The organism is Myxococcus xanthus, from assembly GCF_006402735.1.
Taxonomy (GTDB): domain Bacteria; phylum Myxococcota; class Myxococcia; order Myxococcales; family Myxococcaceae; genus Myxococcus; species Myxococcus xanthus_A.
Genome location: NZ_CP017174.1, coordinates 2822364 through 2839822, shown reverse-complemented (window position 1 = coordinate 2839822; position 17459 = coordinate 2822364). Strand labels below are relative to the sequence as shown.

General features: G+C 68.0%; 18 protein-coding genes. 6 read left to right on the top strand and 12 right to left on the bottom strand.

The genetic code is table 11. The annotated features are described in order from the left end of the window. Positions 1-20: 20 nt before the first annotated feature. Positions 21-3125 (bottom strand): cyclic nucleotide-binding domain-containing protein, encoded by a 3105-nt coding sequence (locus BHS09_RS12095; protein WP_140789833.1) that lies wholly within the window; start codon positions 3123-3125, stop codon positions 21-23. 202 nt (positions 3126-3327) lie between these two features. Between BHS09_RS12095 and BHS09_RS12090 the strand changes: the two genes are divergently transcribed. Further along, on the top strand, positions 3328-4134 hold the full coding sequence (locus tag BHS09_RS12090; protein ID WP_140797940.1) for an RDD family protein: 807 nt from the start codon (positions 3328-3330) through the stop codon (positions 4132-4134). Here the strand turns inward: BHS09_RS12090 and BHS09_RS12085 are convergent. After that, a complete protein-coding gene (locus tag BHS09_RS12085) occupies positions 4100-4618 on the bottom strand; it encodes an outer membrane beta-barrel protein (protein WP_174256944.1) in 519 nt (172 codons plus the stop codon). The two genes, BHS09_RS12090 and BHS09_RS12085, sit on opposite strands and share 35 nt — an antisense overlap. A gap of 222 nt (positions 4619-4840) precedes the next feature. On the opposite strand from BHS09_RS12085, the gene BHS09_RS12080 reads away from it, so the two are divergent. Both BHS09_RS12080 and BHS09_RS12075 read left to right on the top strand, forming a co-directional pair. After that, positions 4841-5779, top strand: a complete 939-nt coding sequence (locus BHS09_RS12080; protein ID WP_140797938.1) for a tetratricopeptide repeat protein — start codon at positions 4841-4843, stop codon at positions 5777-5779. Positions 5780-5810: 31 nt separating this feature from the next. Further along, positions 5811-6881: an FHA domain-containing protein gene (locus BHS09_RS12075; protein WP_140797937.1), complete on the top strand. Its 1071-nt coding sequence runs from the start codon at positions 5811-5813 to the stop codon at positions 6879-6881. A gap of 260 nt (positions 6882-7141) precedes the next feature. Here the strand turns inward: BHS09_RS12075 and sctV are convergent, their stop codons facing one another. Then, positions 7142-9265 (bottom strand): type III secretion system export apparatus subunit SctV, encoded by a 2124-nt coding sequence (gene sctV, locus BHS09_RS12070; protein ID WP_140789823.1) that lies wholly within the window; start codon positions 9263-9265, stop codon positions 7142-7144. A gap of 234 nt (positions 9266-9499) precedes the next feature. Here sctV and BHS09_RS12065 point away from each other — a divergent pair, with 234 nt between their 5' ends. Continuing rightward, positions 9500-10288 (top strand): carboxypeptidase-like regulatory domain-containing protein, encoded by a 789-nt coding sequence (locus BHS09_RS12065; protein WP_174260020.1) that lies wholly within the window; start codon positions 9500-9502, stop codon positions 10286-10288. Positions 10289-10340: 52 nt separating this feature from the next. Here the strand turns inward: BHS09_RS12065 and BHS09_RS12060 are convergent, their stop codons facing one another. Then, the gene (locus BHS09_RS12060; RefSeq protein ID WP_140789821.1) at positions 10341-10799 is read right to left on the bottom strand and encodes a tetratricopeptide repeat protein; all 459 of its coding nucleotides are present in this window, start codon (positions 10797-10799) and stop codon (positions 10341-10343) included. Positions 10800-11055: 256 nt separating this feature from the next. On the opposite strand from BHS09_RS12060, the gene BHS09_RS12055 reads away from it, so the two are divergent. Then, entirely contained in the window at positions 11056-11280 is a 225-nt protein-coding gene (locus BHS09_RS12055) for a hypothetical protein (RefSeq protein WP_002640925.1), read from the top strand. 194 nt (positions 11281-11474) lie between these two features. Here the strand turns inward: BHS09_RS12055 and BHS09_RS12050 are convergent, their stop codons facing one another. Beyond that, positions 11475-11981 (bottom strand): tetratricopeptide repeat protein, encoded by a 507-nt coding sequence (locus tag BHS09_RS12050; protein ID WP_225888784.1) that lies wholly within the window; start codon positions 11979-11981, stop codon positions 11475-11477. A gap of 59 nt (positions 11982-12040) precedes the next feature. Further along, on the bottom strand, positions 12041-13207 hold the full coding sequence (locus BHS09_RS12045; RefSeq protein WP_140789819.1) for a DUF1521 domain-containing protein: 1167 nt from the start codon (positions 13205-13207) through the stop codon (positions 12041-12043). A 263-nt stretch (positions 13208-13470) separates the two neighbouring features. Between BHS09_RS12045 and BHS09_RS12040 the strand changes: the two genes are divergently transcribed. Beyond that, positions 13471-13695, top strand: coding sequence for a hypothetical protein (locus BHS09_RS12040; protein WP_002640925.1), 225 nt, complete (start codon positions 13471-13473; stop codon positions 13693-13695). Between the two features lie 196 nt (positions 13696-13891). On the opposite strand, the gene BHS09_RS12035 is transcribed toward BHS09_RS12040, so the two are convergent. From BHS09_RS12035 to sctU, 6 genes are all read right to left on the bottom strand, one after another. Beyond that, positions 13892-14269 (bottom strand): hypothetical protein, encoded by a 378-nt coding sequence (locus BHS09_RS12035; RefSeq protein WP_140789817.1) that lies wholly within the window; start codon positions 14267-14269, stop codon positions 13892-13894. 99 nt (positions 14270-14368) lie between these two features. Next, the gene (locus BHS09_RS12030; protein ID WP_090489465.1) at positions 14369-14950 is read right to left on the bottom strand and encodes a hypothetical protein; all 582 of its coding nucleotides are present in this window, start codon (positions 14948-14950) and stop codon (positions 14369-14371) included. 93 nt (positions 14951-15043) lie between these two features. Continuing rightward, positions 15044-15520, bottom strand: a complete 477-nt coding sequence (locus BHS09_RS12025; protein WP_140789813.1) for a SycD/LcrH family type III secretion system chaperone — start codon at positions 15518-15520, stop codon at positions 15044-15046. A 4-nt stretch (positions 15521-15524) separates the two neighbouring features. Then, positions 15525-16004 (bottom strand): hypothetical protein, encoded by a 480-nt coding sequence (locus tag BHS09_RS12020; RefSeq protein ID WP_026113929.1) that lies wholly within the window; start codon positions 16002-16004, stop codon positions 15525-15527. Between the two features lie 47 nt (positions 16005-16051). Then, the gene (locus tag BHS09_RS12015) at positions 16052-16336 is read right to left on the bottom strand and encodes an EscU/YscU/HrcU family type III secretion system export apparatus switch protein (RefSeq protein ID WP_011552525.1); all 285 of its coding nucleotides are present in this window, start codon (positions 16334-16336) and stop codon (positions 16052-16054) included. A gap of 43 nt (positions 16337-16379) precedes the next feature. Then, positions 16380-17459: a type III secretion system export apparatus subunit SctU gene (sctU, locus tag BHS09_RS12010; RefSeq protein WP_140789811.1), complete on the bottom strand. Its 1080-nt coding sequence runs from the start codon at positions 17457-17459 to the stop codon at positions 16380-16382.

The window sequence follows — 17459 nt, the reverse complement described above, 5'->3', positions numbered from 1 at the left end:
ACGTCCCCGCTCCGCTCGGCTCAGGAGTCGTCGCGCGAGCGGTCGTCGTTTCCATCCGGCGCCGGCCCATCCGGCAGCGGCGGCGCCAGGGGGCCCAGCGGCGCCGTCATCTCCAGCCGCTCGCCCGTCTCGCGCGAGTCCGGCAGGTCGATGAGCGCCTGGAGCTGCAGGCTCACCGCGCGGAAGAAGCCCGTCAGCAGCTCCGGCCGGTCCGCGAGCAAATCCAAGAAGTCACGCCGGTCGATGATGAGCACCCGCGTGTCCACCGCGGCCACCATGTCCGTGGGACGCGGTGCACCGTCGAGCAGACTCACCTCGCCGAAGGCCTGTTTGCCCTGGAAGCGCAGCACGTGCTCGCCGTCGTGGAAGGCATCCACGGCGCCGTCGACGATGACGTAGAGCGCGTCGCCCGGGTCGCCCTGGGCGTAGATGCGCTCTCCCGCGCGGAACGACGCCTCGCGGGCCACGGCGGCGATGGCGGCGATGTCGTCCACGTCGCACTGGGAGAAGACACTCACCCCTTCCAGCGCGAACATCCGCTGGACTGTCCTGTCGCTCATGTCACCTTCCTGCGGGAGCACGTGCAGCCCGTTCACCCACGCCACATGGCGGGCACACGCGCGCAGCACTCCGTCTTCGCTCTGGACCAGCGCGGCCAGCCGCCGCCACAACCGGCCGGGCGCGCCGGGTGGAAGCTCACGGTGGTGCGCTTCCACCTGCTCCATCACCAGCTCCCGGTCCTCTTCGTCGACCAGGTTCTCCAACAGCTCCAGCGCCAACGCGCGACGGCGCGGGTCCGGCCCCACCAGGTTGTAGTGGATGCCGCGCATCACGTGCGACGGATGGAGCAAACCCAGGAGGAAGAAGGACAGCTCCAACGCCTGGTCCATCCGGTCGCCCACCGCGCGCGTGAGCAACGAGCCGTCCCCCAACGCCGCGCGCAGGTCGCGGAAGGCGCCCACCAGGTTGCGGTAGACCTCCCGCCGCCGGCCTAGGGCCTCGCGCACGCGCTCCACGTCCACGGGGTGCTCGGGGTGCTCGTCGCGCAGACGCGACATCTGCGCGCCAATCCGGAAGTGCAGGGACGCGTCGTCGCGCACGTTGGAGAACAGCAGCGCGTCCAGCGCCGCCGGTGTTCCAATGCCGCGCAGCACGCGAGGCAGTTGCAGCCGCATCGCCAGCGGCGCCACACGGTTGTTGAGCTGGTCCTCCACCAGCGGCGTCACCTCGTCACCCAGCGCCACCAGCGCCTCGCGTGCCGCCTTGCGTTCCTCCCGCCAGGTGAGGAACGGCAGCAGCCGGGGCGCCAGCTCCGCGTAGCCGCCCTTGCCCACCGCGACCAGGGCCACGTGCCGCACGGAGGCGTCCGCGTCCTCCAGATAGCGCGCCAGCGGCTCCGCGAAGCGTGAGTTCTGGATGCGCCCCAGCAGCCGCGCCACCTCGCGGCGCTCGGACACCGGCGCGCCCTCGCCGCGCGACAACATCGCCCGCAGCGCGTCCAGCGCCACGGCGCTCCCCGTCGACTTCACCAGCGCGCCAATGGCCGCGCAGCGCAGGCCCACGTCCGGATGGGTCAGCAACGCAGGCAGCAGGCGCTCCGCCCGCTCCGGAGACAGCCGCGCCAGGGCCCACACGGCCTGGTCCCGGGGCCGGCGTGGCCCTTCCTCCACCAACCGCTCCAGCACCGGCGCCAGTTCGTACGCCTCCAACTCCAGGGCCAGGGAGACGCCGCGCTCCAGCACGCGCTCGTGCGGGTGGCGCAGCAGCGCGGGCAGGTGCGGCCGCAGCGGCACCTCCGCCTGCTCCATCATCGCCACCGCGCGCAGCACCCGCTCCGGAGAAGGCGCCGCCAGGGCCTCTGCCAGCAGCCGCTGCTCCTCCTCGCCCTCCAGCGCCACGTCCTCTTCCTCGGGCGCCCCCACCTGCTCGCCCAGCGCGGCCACGTACGCGGGCTTCATCCGCACCAGCAGCAGGCCCAGCCCCGCGCACATGCCCACCACCGCCACGGCCATGAAGGCGCCGTTGGCCGCGCGCCCCGCGCCGATGAGCAGCAGGCCGGCCAGCACGACGCCGCCCTTGCGCAGCAGCCCATCCACCGTGGCGCGCAGGCCCTCGCGCTGGTCGTCCGGCACCGCGGCGTAGAGCAACTGGATGCCCACCGGGAGGATGGAGTAGCTCACCGCCGTCTCCACCAGCCGCAGCAGGTGCACCGGCCACAAGCTGGGGGTGACGAGCGCCGCGCCCGCCAGCGGGGCCAGGACCAGCGGCACCATCGCCACGTAGCGCAGGAGCCCCAGCCGCTTCAGCAAGCGCTGAGCCACCAGCAGCTGGAAAGCCACGCAGAACAGGCCAATCCACAGCTGGAGCGAACCGAAGAGCGCCGTCAGCGCGTCCTCGCTCAGCGTGCCTTCCAGGCGCAGCCGGAAGAGGTAGTCCACGAACGACGACAGCACCGCGAACGCGATGCCCAGCGCCGCCAGCACCTGGGCGTAGGGGCTCTCCGCCAGATAGCGCAGCCCCAGGAAGGACGCGGGGCGGCCGCGCGGCGGCGTTGGCGGCAGGCCCTTGTACAGGTGGTGGAAGATGGCGCCCGCGGCGAGCAGGCCCACGGCGCCGCTCACCACGATGGCCGGCGTGCCCAGCTTCACCGCCAGGCCCTGCACCAGCAGACCTCCGGCGATGCCTCCGCCCATGGCGAAGCCGTTGAGCGCGGTGAAGGCCCGGCGCGCCTCACGCGCGTCGAACGCGGCCGCCATGCGGCCCCAGAAGCGGAAGGACACGAACGTGGAGAAGGTGTCCGCGAAGAGGTACAGCGCCAGCGCGGGCATGCGCTGCCCCGCGGACAGGGCCCCCGCCAGCACCAGCGCCACCACGCCGCCCATGCCCGTGAGCAGGCCCGGGGACTCGAAGGGCGAGCCCGGCTTGGAGCGCGGCAGCACCGTCATGGCCGCCGTCATCAACGCGCCCAGCAAGTACAGGTACGGCAGCGCCTGGGACTCGAAGCGCGACAGCACCAGGGCGTTGGAAGCCGTCTTCAGCTGCGTCACCCCTGCGATGAGCGCGAACTGAAAGGCTGCCGCCGGCCAAAGGCGGCGGTTCCATGATGAAGAGTCGGAGGGGAGCACGGTGCGAGTGCGCGGCAGACTACCCCACGCCCTCTCGCCCCAAGAATAGCGCTGTCGTGCGAGGTGCCGCTCGCCTGCCCTCCGGACGGCGGGCAAGTCACTTCGGACACCTTCACCCGACTTCCGCCGCCCTCACTGAAATCGTTGGAGCCGCGACGAATGTGCCTCGAGCCGCCCGCACGTGCGCCGCCGCGGCTAGACTGTGTCGGTGACGACCGCCACCGACACCCTGCTGGACGGCACCCACACGGTGCTCACCCCCGAGTACGTGGAGTTCCGCTTCACGCTCGCGGGCCTGTACTCGCGCTTCCTGGCGTGGCTGCTGGACGCCGTCATCGTCACGCTGCTCACCGGCACCATCCTGACGACGCTCAGCCTGGTGATGTTCGCCTTCCCGGGCTTCGCCAGCGCGCTGTCCATCGTCATCTACTTCCTGGTGGACTGGGGCTACGCGATAACGCTGGAGACGGTGTGGAGCGGACGCACCGTGGGCAAGCGGGTGATGTCGCTGCGGGTCATCCAGGAGAGCGGCGTGCGCATCGGCTTCTACCACGCGGCGCTGCGCAACCTGGCGCGTCCGGTGGACCGGCTGCCCCTGTTCTACCTGGTGGGAGGGCTCACCGCGCTCGTGTCCGGCTCCCAGCAGCGGCTGGGGGACATGCTGGCGGGAACGCTGGTGGTGCGCGAGCGGCGCCTGAAGGTGCCCTCCGCCCTGGGAACCCCCGGCGAGGAAGGGCTGCTGGCGGATCCGCTCTTCGTGTCGCGCGTGAAGCGCCTGTCCAGCGAGGAGCGGGAAGTGGTGCTGACAGCGGCCCTGCGCCGCGAGGATCTGCGCATGGAGGCGCGGCTCCGGCTATTCGCGGCGCTGGGAGCACGGCTGCAGGACGCGCTGGCCATGGAGAAGCCGGCCCACCTCTCCGACGAGAAGTGGGCGCTGCTGGTGGCCGCGGCCCTGCTACCGCCGAAGGGACAGCCTAGAAGTACGCCGCAGCGCCGGCAGACAGCGTGAGCGTGCGCTGCGTCTTCTCGTTGAGCGCGATGTAGAAGTTGTACTGCGCGCGCGCGCCCACGCTCACCGAGTCCGACACGAAGAAGTCGATGCCGACGTTGGGGCCAATGCCCACGAAGTTGCTGACGCTGTTCTTGAAGACGACGAGGTAGCTCAGGTCCGAGCCCACATAGGGGCGGATGGACTCCTCCATCAGCAGGTACCGGATGCCGATGGACGGCGCCAGGCCCACCACGCGCTTCTCGTTGCGGTCCGTGGTGTCGCGCGGGAACGCGATCTTCGACAGGGAGACCACCTCGAAGCCGTTCTCGATGTAGAGGCTGGCGTCGACGCCCACGAAGAACGCGTCATCCAGGCCGTTCGTCCGGTTGAAGTCCATGTAGCCCAGTGACAGGCCCAGGCTGCGATTGGCGAACTGGGCATGCGCGGGGCTGGCCGACAGCAGTGCCAGGGTAAAGCCGAGGGTGCAGAGCAGGGTACGCATGGGCCGCCACTCTACCGGCGTAACCCCCGGAAAACAGCCTGGATTCAAGCCACTCCGGGCGTTGCCTGGGCGCGGGCGCTCTCCTACACTCGCTCCGCCATGCGTGTCCGCCGACTTGTTGCTGCGCTGTCCCTGGTCTCCGCCCTGCCCTTCGTCGCCTGCGTCCGGACCCCGCCGCCGCATGAGCGGGCGCTCATCAACAATGAGCTGTGCACGCAGGAGATGGCCAAGGGCGACCTGACCCGCGCGGATACGTTCTGCGACCTGGGCCTGGAGTTCTCCCCCCAGTACGCGGACCTCTGGTCCAACAAGGGCCTCATCGCCATGTACTCGGGCCGCTACGAGGACGCGAAGAAGCACTTCATCAAGGCCCTGCGCTACAACCAGGAGCACCTCCAGGCGTACCAGAACCTCGGCGCCATCTACATGCAGGAAGGTGCGTACGGGAAGGCGCACGACAACTTCCGCCGGGCCCTGAAGGTCAACCCGGACAACCTCGAGTCGCGCTACAATCTGGCCCTCTCTCTGATGAAGATGGGGAAGATGGACGAGTCCAAGAAGGAGCTGCGCACGCTCCTGGCCGTCAACCCCGGTATCGCCGACGCGCACCACACCTTAGGTGTCATCGCCTACTCAGAAGGTGAATACGACACGGCTGGCGAGCACCTCTCCCGGGCCACGCAACTGGTCCAGGATTCGCCCGTGATGTGGCACGACCTGGGCACCGCGCTGATGGAGCTGGGCCGCTTCCAGGAAGCGCGTGAGTCCTTCGCCAACTGCGCCCAGCTGGACCCCAGCAACAGCAGCTGCATCAACAACCTGTCCCTGGCTCAGCGCAAGACGGCCCTCACCGACGCGGCCTTCAAGGAGATCAAGGACACGCAGCAGGCGGAGAACTCCGCGCCCGCGCTCTACATCCTCGCGCGTCAGTACCGCGAGAAGGGCCTGCTGGCGGAGGAAGAGGCCACCTACCGCAAGTGCGTCAAGCTGGATGCGAAGTACGCCGCCTGCCACTACGGCCTCTACGAACTCTTCTTCGAAGCCCACAAGCGCGAGCACGCGCAGATCGCCTGCAAGAACTTCCTGAAGTACGGGACGTCTGAGGAATTCCCCACGGAGTACCAGACGTGTGAGAGATTCCTGAGCGACGCGACGTTCTGATGTCCCGCCTTCCCGACTCCCCTCCTCCTCGATGAGCGTTCGTCTCACCGTCACGCAGCGCAGCGAGGCCGGCGCTGCCCAGAGCACCGAGTTCGTCCTCGACGACGCGGTCATCACCCTGGGCCGCGACAAGGCTTGCCAGGTCGTGCTCGCCCAGCAGGCGGTGTCGCGCAACCATGCGCGCATCTGCCAGGAGGGGACGCTCTTCTTCGTGGAGGACCTGGGCAGCTCCTACGGCACGCAGATCAACGGCAAGCCCGTGCCCAAGGGCGAGAAGCGGCTGCTGCGCAACGGCGACGTCATCGCCATCGCCACGTTCGACGTCCGCTTCGAGCGGGTGATGGACCTGAACCCCGAAGCTGGAGGGGAAAAGACGTCCTTCATCGCCCGGGGCATGGTGAAGGACGCCATGCGCGGCCTGGCCGGCGGCGGCGAGGAGCGCTACCTGCGCTTCATGAACGGCCCCCGCGAAGGCGAGCGCATCGAGCTGGGGGACGCGAAGGAAGTCATCCTGGGCCGCGACGAGAAGGACGCGGACATCATCCTCAAGGATGACCTGGTCTCCCGGAAGCACGCCAAGGTGCGCCGCGACTGGTCCGGTACGCATGTGGAGGACTTGGGCAGCCGCAACGGCATCAAGGTGAACAAGAAGCGGGTCAACCGCCGGCAGCTCAAGGACGGGGACGAGCTGGAGGTGGGCGCCACCCGCTTCCTGTACGTGGACCCCACCGAGCCGGCCGAGGAGCCCGTTCAGCTGGCCGCCGAGGTCAAGGCTCCGCCTCCGCCCTCGCCCCGTCGTCCGCGCCCGGAGCCCAAGCCCGTGGAGCCCCCGCCGGAGGAGGAGCCCGCGCCTCCGCCCGAGGAGCCCGCGCCCGCGCCGGAAGAGCCGCCCGCCGAGGACCCCGCGCCTCCGCCCGAGGAGCAGGTCTCCGAAGAGCCGCCCCCGCCGGTGTCGGCGGAGTACCCCATGCCGGAAGAGTCCGCCCAGCCGGGCGCGATGGAGGCGCTCAAGGACAAGGGCAAGCTCGTGCCCCTCGTGGTGATGGGCGTGGTGGGCCTGGTCTTCCTCGTGCTGATGATTGCCGTGCTCGCGGGCGCCTAGCGTCTGGGCGAAGCCCATGTGCCCCAGGAGCATGGCGCCAGCGACGCGGGAGGGCCTGTTCGCCCGAGGCGCCTGACTCCCGACACGGCCCATGCGCCCCCTGTCACAACACGGCAGGTCCTGCTCTGGGGAGACTCCGTGCGGCAGCCCCCCTCAAGAGGAGAGGCCCGCCCTGCGCGGGGGAACCGCACCTGCCCTCGTGAGAGGGCGGCCTTCCGCCCGCGCGTCCATGTCACGCGCGGGCGGAACTCAACCCGCGGCTAGCGCGTGGAGATGCGCGCCACCGGCTGGATGTTCAGCTCGGGCGACAGCTCCTGGTAGCTGAGCACGGAGAACGACGGGTTGAACTCGTACTCCAGCAGCTTGCGGACGTAGCGGCGGATGTCCATGGCCGTGAGGATGACGGGCCGCTGCGCGCTGGGCGGCAGGTGGCCACACTCCGAACGCACGGCCTGGACGATTTCCTGCGCCAGCTCCGGCTCCAGCGCCAGGTGCGCGCCCGCGGAGGTCCGCTTCACCGAGCCACGGATGGCGTCCTCGATGTTCGGGTCCAGCAGGTACACCACCAGGGTGCCGGTGCCACGCGCGTACTTGTGGGAGATGTAGCGGCGCTGGGCCGCGCGGACATGCTCGGTGAGCATGACGTTGTCCGCCTCCACCTGCCCGTACTCTGCCAGGGCCTGGAGGATGCCGCGCAGGTCACGGATGGAGATTTCCTCCTCCACCAGGCGCTGGAGGATGTCCGTCAGCTTCAGCACGTTGACGACCTTGGGGACGACCTCCTTCACGATGGCGGGGAAGGCCTTCTCCAACTGCTCCAGCATCGTCTGCGTCTCCTGCACGCCGACGAACTCGCGGGCGTTGCGCCGCAGCACGGCGGCGGTGTGCAGGATGATGTAGCCGGGCACGTCCCACGTCGTGAGGCCGGCGGCCTCCAGCGTGTCGCGGTACTGCTCGGGGACCCAGGCGGCGGGCTGCCGGGTGGCGGGGTTCACCGCCTCGAAGCCCTGGATGTTCATCAGCCGCAGCCGGTCCACCGTGTCGTTCACCAGGACGTGGCCCAGCGTGGCCTGGCCGGTGACGACGGGCACCTCGTTGATTTGAATCTGGTACGCGCCCGGCGGCAACGAGCCATTGCCACGCGCACGCACGCCCGGGAAGCGGACACCCAGTTCCACGAAGAGACCATCACGCATGAACGGGATGAGCTCGAAGAGGAACTTCCCGTTGTCCTGGCGCGAGTCCACGAAGGGAACCAGCGCGTCGGAGACCTCCAGGACGATGGGCGTGACGACGGGGATGAACAGCTCGGAGTCCGGATTGAGGGCCTCCTTGGGCGCGGGCTCGGAGGCCATCGGCGTGCCCAGGTCCGTCTCCATGGCCGGACCGGCATCCTCCGCCTCCACGGCCTGCTTCTGCTTCTTCAGCATCGTCCAGGCGCCCAGGCCCGCGCCGATGCCCAGCAGGAAGAAGGGAATCTTGGGCAGACCGGGCACCAGGCCCAGGACGATGAGCATGCCGGCGGCGATGGCGATCGCCTTCGGGTAGGCCGTCAACTGGGAGCCCACGTCCATGCCCAGGTGATTGCCCTCTTCCTCACCCGCCACGCGCGTCACGATGATACCGGCGCAGGTGGAGACGAGGATGGCGGGAATCATGCCGACCAGACCGTCACCGATGGTGAGCAGCGTGTACTTCTGCGCCGCGTCGCCCGCCGACATGCCCTTCTGCGTCACGCCGATGATGAGGCCACCGACGATGTTGACGACGGTGATGATGATGCTCGCGATGGCGTCGCCCTTCACGAACTTCATGGCGCCGTCCATGGCGCCGAAGAGCTGGCTCTCACGCTCCAGGTCGCGGCGCTTCTTCTTGCCCTGGTCCTGGTCGATGGAGCCCGCCCGCAGGTCGGCGTCGATGGACATCTGCTTTCCAGGCATCGCGTCCAGGGTGAAGCGCGCGGCCACTTCGGCGACGCGCTCCGAGCCCTTGGAAATCACGATGAAGTTCACGATGACCAAGATGATGAAGAGGATGGCGCCGACGACGAAGTTGCCCTGCACCACGAAGTTTCCGAACGCCACCACCACCTCTCCCGGGTCACCGGTGAGGAGGATGAGACGCGTGGTGGAGATGGTGAGCGACAGCCGGAACATCGTGGTGATGAGCAGCAGCGTCGGGAACACCGACAGGTGCAGCGCCGCTGGCACGTAGAGGGACACGAGGAGCAGCACCACCGAGATGCTGATGTTCAGCGTCAGCAGCACGTCCAGCAGCAGCGTGGGCAGCGGGACGATCATCATCCCGACGATGGCCACGACCACCACGGCGAGGACGATGTCGGAGTACTTGGAGAGGAAGCTGTTCGGATTGGTGGCAGCCATCAGCGGTCAGGCATCCTAGGACAACCCGGGTACCTTCTGTCAGGGGGGGCGTCGCGATGGGCCCCCTCCCCCACGGCGAAACCCGCCGTTCTCCCTCGTGCGGAAGCAGCCGGGCAGTCAACCGAAGTGGACATTCGTTCTTGCACCGCGCCCCGTCACGCGGGTTCATCCCCCCTGTCGTGCCCTGCCGTCCTGGAGGGCCGGGGCAGGCCACACGAAACCTGGGAGAACACGATGCGATTGAAGAATGCCTTGGGCAGGGGTCTTCCGCTGATGTTGCTGGGTGCGTCCCTGGCCTGTTCGGCCTGCTCGGACGGCGGCACCGGCGGCCCTGGCCCCTCTGTCGACAGGGAGAAGAACGTCGTCAAGGGCAAGGCCACGGACACCGCGGGCAAGCCCCTGGCCGGGGTGGAGGTGGTGGCCGACAACCAGGTCCTCTACAACTCCAATGTGGTGGGAGTGACGGGCGCGGACGGCACGTACCGACTGGAGCTGGGCCAGGCGGCGACCACCTGGAACGCCAGCGCGCGGCTCAAGCGCGACTTCAACGGCCGCAACTACACCTTCGAGCTGCACCCCAGCAGCGCCACCCCCTTCGCGGGCAACGAGGGCGCCGTCCGAGACTTCAGCTGGAAGCTGACCGGCGCGAAGCCCGAGGGCGGCGCCTACGGCAGCGGCGTCTACTTCAACCTGACGGACTACGTGGATCCGGCCGACCCGGATCAAGCCCTGCAGCGCGAGCACGTGGAGCTGACGCTCACCCCGGTGGGCTCGCTGGTGGACGGCAGCACCGGGACGCCGGTGACGGCCCGGGGCACCAACACGCCGGACGGCTTCGGCTTCCCGGACCTCCCGTTGGGACGCTACACGGTGACGGGCCGTTATGCGCCGCCAGGACAGGCCGTCCGGCCGCTGCAGGTCCGCGTGCAGGACCAGGGCACCTACGCTGAATCCGTGACGGCCGACTTCCAGCCCGTCATGGAGGGGTTGTACCGCCTGGACGTGGAGCTGAAGTTCCCCTGAGCCCAAGGGCCAGGGAAGGCGGGCCGGGGCCATCGAGCGGCCCCGCCCGCGCCTACGCCGCGCCGTCGGAGGACGGCGACTCCTCGGCGCTCTCCAGCGCCGCGGCGGCCAGCATCCGAGCGCGGGCGCTGAGCGGATCCTGTCCTTCGGGGTCCAGACCCACCGCGTGATTGAAGTCCCGGGCCGCCTCGTGGACCTTGCCGAGCCGCAGGTGGACTTCCCCGCGGTTGACGAAGGGCGTGAGGTCCGTGGGGTCCAGTTCAATGGCGCGGTTGAAGTAGGACTCAGCCAGGTCCAGGTCTTCCAGCGCCAGGTGGCAGGCGCCCAGCGCCGTCTGGAAGTAGGCCTCGGTGGGGTCCATGGACGCCAGGGACTGGAACAAGGTCAGCGACTCACGGAAGCGGCCGTCCTGGAAGAGGTTGAAGCCTTCCGTGGCCCGTTCGAGCATCTCCGGGCCAGACAGGGGCTTCACGTCGTCGTTGGTCACCGTTGCCTTGGATTCAGTCGTCATCTGCACACATCCCTCACGAGGGCGGGAGGACGGCCCCGGAGCCGGTAGGGCAAGCGGTTCCGGGCGCCGGGAGCTTAGACTGTTATCGGCTTTTCCACCAAAACGGTGCGCCGCTTCGGAAGCGATATTCCCGCCGCCGGCGCGAAAAAATGGATCAGAAAATGGGGAGGAAACTTCCGGACCCCTTTCCCCCATAATCCTTTTGTAAGCAGCGCCGCCGCAAACCACCCGCTTCCCAAACTTTCTGGAGAACGCCATGACCACCGCCACCACCGCCGCCGCCGCCGCCACGAAGGCCCTCGGAGCCAGCCAGGGTCTCTCCGCCCTCGAGCAGAAGTCCCTCTCCGGCCTGACCGGTCCGGACCGTGAGCGCGCCGAGGCGCAGCTGATGCTCCAGAAGCAGCAGGAGGCCACCGCCTTCGTGGCCAACCTGATGAAGAAGCTCAACGAGATCGCGATGTCCGTCATCGGCAAGATCTAATCCTGCCGCTGTAACGCGAATCTCGGAGCCGGCTTCCCTCTCGGGATGCCGGCTCCTTGCTTTTGCGGGCTTGAACGGGCCCCAGCACCACCCACTCCCCTCCCCGCCCGGAAACGACGAAGCCCGGACTGCGCGACGACTCGCGCGGCCCGGGCCGTGTGTGTTGCGACGGGAGGGGGCATGCCCCCGGGGGCCTACCGGGACTTCTTCACCTGGTCGGCCTGCTGCTTGAGGGTGCGCAGCGTCGCGTGGGCGCGCTGCGTGGCACGGCGCTTGAGGCCCGGGTCCAGCTGGATGGCCTTGCTGAGGTCCGCGAGCGCCTCGGGGACATTGCCCCGGCGCAGCTGGATTTCACCCCGGCCGACCAGCGCGTCCACGTGGCCGTCATTGAACTGGAGCGCCAGCCGGAAGGCGTCGAACGCCTCGTCGAAGCGCTCCAGCGTCATGAGGGTCGCCCCGAGCTGCGCGTGGAAGACGGCGTCGGTGGGCGAGGCGGCCACGAGGCCCTGGAAGATCTGCAGGGCCTGCTGCGAGCTGCCCGCCTGGAGGAGCTGATAGGCCTTGTCCGCCCAGGCGTAGAGCTGCGTATTGGAGAGGTTGAGGAACTGCCCCAGGGTGATTTCGCCGCGGATCACCGCCTCGGCGAGTGCTTCCGGGACGACGACCTTCTCTTTTTCACCCCTGGGGGCGGAGTCACTCACGACGGCCTCGAGAAGGGCCAGGCAGTCCCCCACCTGGCCCGATGTAGTACGTCCAGCGGCTAGAACGACTGGGGACCGCGGAAGCGGACCATATCATTCAGCTTGGACAGCTTCTCCAGCGTCCCGAACATGTCACCCAGCGCCTTGAAGGACTGGGTCAGCCCGGACTTGTGCTGGTTCTTGTCGTAGGCGCCGAAGAGGTCGTCCGCCTTGCGGAACGGGTTGAAGCCGTTCGCGTTGGTGTTCTTGAGCTGGTCGAACACCTTGCTGATGGAGTCGAACGTCTCGTTCAGCTTGTTCAGCTCGGGCTTGGCACTGCTCATGTCCCAGGGCAGCGGCTTCGCCTGGGGCAGGTTGGTGTTCATGTCCCAGTTCTGGGCCACCTCACCCGCCGCGGGGGCGTCCGCCGCCGCCGAGTAGTTGAAGGCCATGGTGCGCGGCTCGGTGATGACGGCCTCGCCCACCTTGTGCACGTCGCCGCCGTTCTCGTGGCCGACAATCTCCTTGCCATGGAACGTCCAGTCGGCAGCGTTCTGCCCCATGTGGAAGACGTCCGCGGACTGGTTCGAGTGGAAGCGGACGACCTCGTCCATGCCCTTGTTGGTGACCTGGCCGACCTTGCCCTTGCCCTTGTCGATGTCCGTCACGCGCACGTGGCTGTCGCCGTAGACGACGTCCAGCTGGCCCGTCACCGTCATGCCGTTGCCCCAGGGCTTGCAGGAGCAGTTGATGCGGGTGCCGTCACCCAGGACGAAGGAGGTGTCGCGCTTGAAGTCGAACTTGCCGCCGTCGCTCTCGTCGACGTGCGGATCACCCCAGACGCGGGTGTTGTTGCCGTCCGGCCCCGTTACGCGCCACTCGAACTGGCCCAGCTGCTCGATGGTGTAGCCGCCCGGGGTGGTGATCTTCCCGGTGCCCTCTTCCACCTTCAGGGAGTTCGCCTCACGCACCGCGTCCAGGGGGTTGGGACGCTCGGCGGGGAAGGCGGCGTTGGTGCCCGTCGCGCCCGCCTGCTTCGTGGAGGCCGCGGCCTGGGACATCTGATCCACGGCCTTGCCGGCGACGCTCACCGCCTTGCCCGCCAGGTCAACGGCCTTTTCGACCAGATTCAGCGTCGACTCGATGAGCTGCGCGTTGCGCGCGATCGTCGAGGTGTTGACGTTACCCACGCCCTGCGTCGTGGTGAGCTGCCGGTTACCGCCAACTCCGCCGATGCCGTTCGACATATTCGGTGCTCCCTAAGGAGGGGGAAATGTTCGATGCTGCTTCACCGTGATTTTCGGTGTTCCGCGCTGGGAGTTTCGCCTCGGTGCGTCGCTTTTCTTAAAAGGAGGCACGAGCCGATCACGCGGGGCGGGGGCACCTCTTGCCAGGGCGGGAAAAAGAATCAGAAAATCCCGAGGAAACTTCCGGCCCCCTTTCTCCCATAATCCTTTTGTAAGCAGCGCCGCCGCAAACCACCCGCTTCCCAAACTTTCTGGAGAACGCCATGACCACCGCCACCACCGCCGCCGCCGCCGCCACGAAGGCCCTCGGAGCCAGCCAGGGTCTCTCCGCCCTCGAGCAGAAGTCCCTCTCCGGTCTGACGGGTCCGGACCGTGAGCGCGCCGAGGCGCAGCTGATGCTCCAGAAGCAGCAGGAGGCCACCGCCTTCGTGGCCAACCTGATGAAGAAGCTCAACGAGATCGCGATGTCCGTCATCGGCAAGATCTAATCCTGCCGCTGTAACGCGACTCTCGGAGCCGGCTTCCCTCACGGGATGCCGGCTCCTTGCTTTTGCGGGCTTGAGCGACTCGCCGCGCCGCCCACTCCCCTTCCCCAGCACCCCGCAAAGCAAAACCGCCGCCCCGGTCAGAGACCCGGGCGGCGGCTTCAAGGACAGGCGTGCGGCGGGGCCGCTCGCAGTCGAGCTACTCGCCCCACATGTCCTTGAGGAGCTCCTTGCGACGGCTCATCAGCTTCCCGAAGAAGTTGTCGTCCCGCATCTTCTGGAACATCGCGTTCGTCTCGTGCTTCTTCGTCGTCGACTCGGCGTGCGACTTGACGTCGTCGGCGGAGGCGTTCGGGTTGCTCTTGACGAAGGCCTCCATCTCGCCCTGGACCTTCTCCTTCACCGTGTTGATCCGGCCTTCGCCCAGGTACTGGAGGCTGCCCTTGATCTCCGGCTCGTTCATCCGGTCCACGGCGGAGTTCAGCACGCCTTCCCACGCCTGCTTCTGGGCCTCGGGGGTCGTCGTCGTCGACTTGCGCGTCGTCGCGGACGCGTTGTTCGCAATCTTGGTGGTCACGGGGAAATCTCCTCGGAAGAAAAGAACGTCTCGAGGGAGTTATCGTCGGCGCCGGGCCCCAAGTTGCGTCCCTCGGGCCCAGGCGCCGACGCGGTGCGACTAGCCCTTGAGCTTGCCCAGGCTGGGGTTCTTCATCCAGGCCTTGAAGGACTCCAGGTCCTTCTGCTCGGCCTTGACGTCCGGCGGCGCGGCCGGCGGAGGCGGCACGTCACCCGTCAACGAGGCGTGCTTCTTGCTGCTCGTCTCAAAGGCGTCCTTCGCACCACCCGGCCCGGCGGGGGCCTTGGGCGCGGCGGCCGGAGCCGCCGTGGCGGCGGGCGCGGCGGCAGCGGCTTCGTCGGTGGAGAAGCCGCGGGCGTTCAGGTACGCCTGCATCCACTCCACGGACTCCACCAGCACGGGCGGCATGGTGGCCAGGGCGGGCGTCTTCGTCGCCTCGTTCAGGTGCCGGGTAAAGGCGTCCTTCACGTCCTGGTAGAGCTGGAAGCTCAGCGAAGCACCGGGCTTGGTGTTGCCCAGCAGCGCGGACATCTTCCGCATCACCTGCTGCAGCGTACCCGTCGCGGACTTCGCCTGGTTCTCCAGCTCGGTGACGAGACGCTCGCGCTTGGCGACCAGTTCGGGCGGGGCCTCCGGAGGCATCTGGGCGGGAACGCGCGGATCAGGATTCGGGTTCGACATGTCAACGACCTCCCTGACGACGAAGAATTGAGCGTCGGGCAGCCTACCAGACTCCCCGGAAGAACAGTCGATTCCGGATGTGAAATGCGGCCCTCAGCGGCGGCTCAGGGCGGAGATCATGGCCGCCGCCTTGCGCACCACGGGGTCATCCCCCGGCTGCATCGCCGCCGCCCGGCGCAGGTCCTCCAGCGCCTGGGGCTTCTGGCCCATGGCCAGCTTCACTTCCGCGCGCCCCACGTAGACGGACGGATCATGCGGCGTCAGCTTGGCGGCCACGTCGAAGGCCGCCAGCGCCCCCTGCCCGTTCCCAGCCGCCATCTCCACCACGCCCAGGGCCTTGGCGAAGTAGGCATCCGTCGGGTTGACGGCATACAGGCCCTGGAAGAGCGTGCGCGCCTCGCTCACCCGGCCTTGATAGAAGAAGTAGTAGGCCGTCTTGGCGATGGCGTAGAGCTCTTCGTCCGAGTAGCCACGCACGTCCCGCAGCGTGGCCTTGCCATCCGCCCAGCGCTGCAGAAGCGTGTCCAGCTTCGCCTCGTCCTTCGGATCATCCGGGTCCAGGACCGCCATGACGCTAGTAGCCCTCGTCCTTCTGCGCGTCCCACATGCGGCGGATGATCTCCTTCGTCTCCTCGTTCACCTGATCCACCAGGGAGAGCATGGCGGATTCGCGGTGCAGCAGCGCCTTGAGCCGCTCCAACCGGTCCGGGGCCGCCTTCACCTTGCCCAGGCCCCGCTCCAGCATCCGGCGCTGGTCCTCGTGCCCCCGGCCCGCCACGCTGGACAGGTGGGGCCGGTCGCTGAATCTCTCCAGGTCCGCCTCATGCCCGCCGGGGTGCGGCGGCAGCGGCAGGCGGAGCTCCTCCGAGGAGTGCGCCGGCCCGATGAAGTCCAGCAGCGCCGCGGACGCGAGCGCCGGGTTCTTCGGGTTGCCCGTCTTGCGGAGCTTCTTCCGGTCGACCTGCGCCGGGTCGACGAGCCGCTCGCGGACGCTGCGGGGACCGCCCCAGGGCCACAGGGACGTATTCGGAGGCGGATTGTTGATTCTGGCCATCGTGATACCGAACCTCACTCCAGATGGGTGGGGGACGTCCAGCCCCCCTAGCGCCTGGCGGCCGCGGCCGCCTGCTCCCGTTGCAGCTCGTAGACGAAGTTCAGGACCTCGGCCACGGCGTCATACAGCTCCTCGGGGACCTCCTGGCCCACCTCCACCCGGTAGAGGGCATTGGCCAGGTTCACGTTCCGCATGAGGGGGATGTTGTGCTCGCGGGCAATCTCGCGAATCTTCTCCGCCTTGAGCCGCATGCCCTTGGCCACCACGCGCGGCGCGCCGTCCTTCTCCTTGTCGTACTTCAACGCGATGGCGATTTCGGCGTCGTCACTCATGGGAGGCCCCGCTGTCCCTGCATGATAGCCACACCCGGCCCGCTCACGCGCGGCCCTCGGGGACCGGCTGGCCGGACTTCAAGCCGTAGACGAAGTTGAGGACCTCGGCGACCGCGTCGTACAGCTCCTCCGGGACTTCGTGCCCCACCTCCACCCGCAGCAGGGCGTGGGCCAGGGGCACGTTGCGCAGCGTGGGCACGTCCTGCTCGCGGGCAATGGCCTTGATGCGCTCGGCCTTGAAGTCGATGCCCCGGGCCAGCACGCGCGGCGCGCCGTCCTTCTCCCGGTCGTACTTGAGAGCCACCGCCACGTGGTCCGGGTTGGTGACGATGACGTCGGCGTCACGCACGGCCTCCATCTGCGCCCCCTCCATGATTTCCTGGTGCAGCTCCTTGCGCTTGGCCTTGTGGTGCGGGTCGCCCTCGCTCTGCTTGTACTCCTTCTTCACCTCCTCCTTCGTCATCATCATGTCCTTCATGAAGGACTTGCGCTGCCACCAGACGTCGAAGACGCCGAAGAGGACGAAGAGGAGCGCCACCCGCGTGGCGACGCGCGTCACCAGTTCTCCCATGATGGCCATGATGCCGCGCGTGTCCTGCCGCAACGTTTCGACCACCATGGGCATGGAGTCGCGCACCACGCCGTAGACGACGTAGGCGGTGACGGAGATTTTGATGAGGTTCTTCAGCAGTTCAACAATCGCCTTCTTGTTGAACAGGTTCTTCATGCCCTGGATGGGGTTGAGCTTCTCCATCTTGGGCATCAGCGGATCCATGGTGAAGAGCGTCCCCACCTGGAGGTACTCCAACAGTCCGCCGACAATGGCCCCGCCCGCCAGCACCGGCAACGACACCAGCACCACCGCTCGCACGCCCAGGTAGAGCAGCTGCCCGGTGGCGACCGACAGGTCCACCGGGTTCGTCAGGTGGTCGAAGGAGAACAGGAAGAGCGACGTCAGCTCCGTCTCCAGCATGTCCCAGCTGCCTTTGACGGCAGCCAGCCCCACCACGAGCACACCCACGCCGCTGAGGTCCTTGCTCTTCCAGACCTGCCCCTTCTTGCGTGAGTCATCCAGCTTCTTCTGGGATGGCTCTTCTGTTTTTTCGCCGCTCTCGTCCGACAT

Coding starts and splice junctions, on each gene's coding strand:
- sctU (WP_140789811.1), bottom strand. CDS start 17,459: ATGTCGGACGAGAGCGGCGAAAAAACAGAAGAGCCATCCCAGAAGAAG.
- BHS09_RS12030 (WP_090489465.1), bottom strand. CDS start 14,950: ATGTCGAACCCGAATCCTGATCCGCGCGTTCCCGCCCAGATGCCTCCG.
- BHS09_RS12015 (WP_011552525.1), bottom strand. CDS start 16,336: ATGAGTGACGACGCCGAAATCGCCATCGCGTTGAAGTACGACAAGGAG.
- BHS09_RS12045 (WP_140789819.1), bottom strand. CDS start 13,207: ATGTCGAACGGCATCGGCGGAGTTGGCGGTAACCGGCAGCTCACCACG.
- BHS09_RS12075 (WP_140797937.1), top strand. CDS start 5,811: ATGAGCGTTCGTCTCACCGTCACGCAGCGCAGCGAGGCCGGCGCTGCC.
- BHS09_RS12040 (WP_002640925.1), top strand. CDS start 13,471: ATGACCACCGCCACCACCGCCGCCGCCGCCGCCACGAAGGCCCTCGGA.
- sctV (WP_140789823.1), bottom strand. CDS start 9,265: ATGGCTGCCACCAATCCGAACAGCTTCCTCTCCAAGTACTCCGACATC.
- BHS09_RS12025 (WP_140789813.1), bottom strand. CDS start 15,520: ATGGCGGTCCTGGACCCGGATGATCCGAAGGACGAGGCGAAGCTGGAC.
- BHS09_RS12055 (WP_002640925.1), top strand. CDS start 11,056: ATGACCACCGCCACCACCGCCGCCGCCGCCGCCACGAAGGCCCTCGGA.
- BHS09_RS12020 (WP_026113929.1), bottom strand. CDS start 16,004: ATGGCCAGAATCAACAATCCGCCTCCGAATACGTCCCTGTGGCCCTGG.
- BHS09_RS12080 (WP_140797938.1), top strand. CDS start 4,841: ATGGCCAAGGGCGACCTGACCCGCGCGGATACGTTCTGCGACCTGGGC.
- BHS09_RS12085 (WP_174256944.1), bottom strand. CDS start 4,618: ATGCGTACCCTGCTCTGCACCCTCGGCTTTACCCTGGCACTGCTGTCG.
- BHS09_RS12060 (WP_140789821.1), bottom strand. CDS start 10,799: ATGACGACTGAATCCAAGGCAACGGTGACCAACGACGACGTGAAGCCC.
- BHS09_RS12065 (WP_174260020.1), top strand. CDS start 9,500: ATGCGATTGAAGAATGCCTTGGGCAGGGGTCTTCCGCTGATGTTGCTG.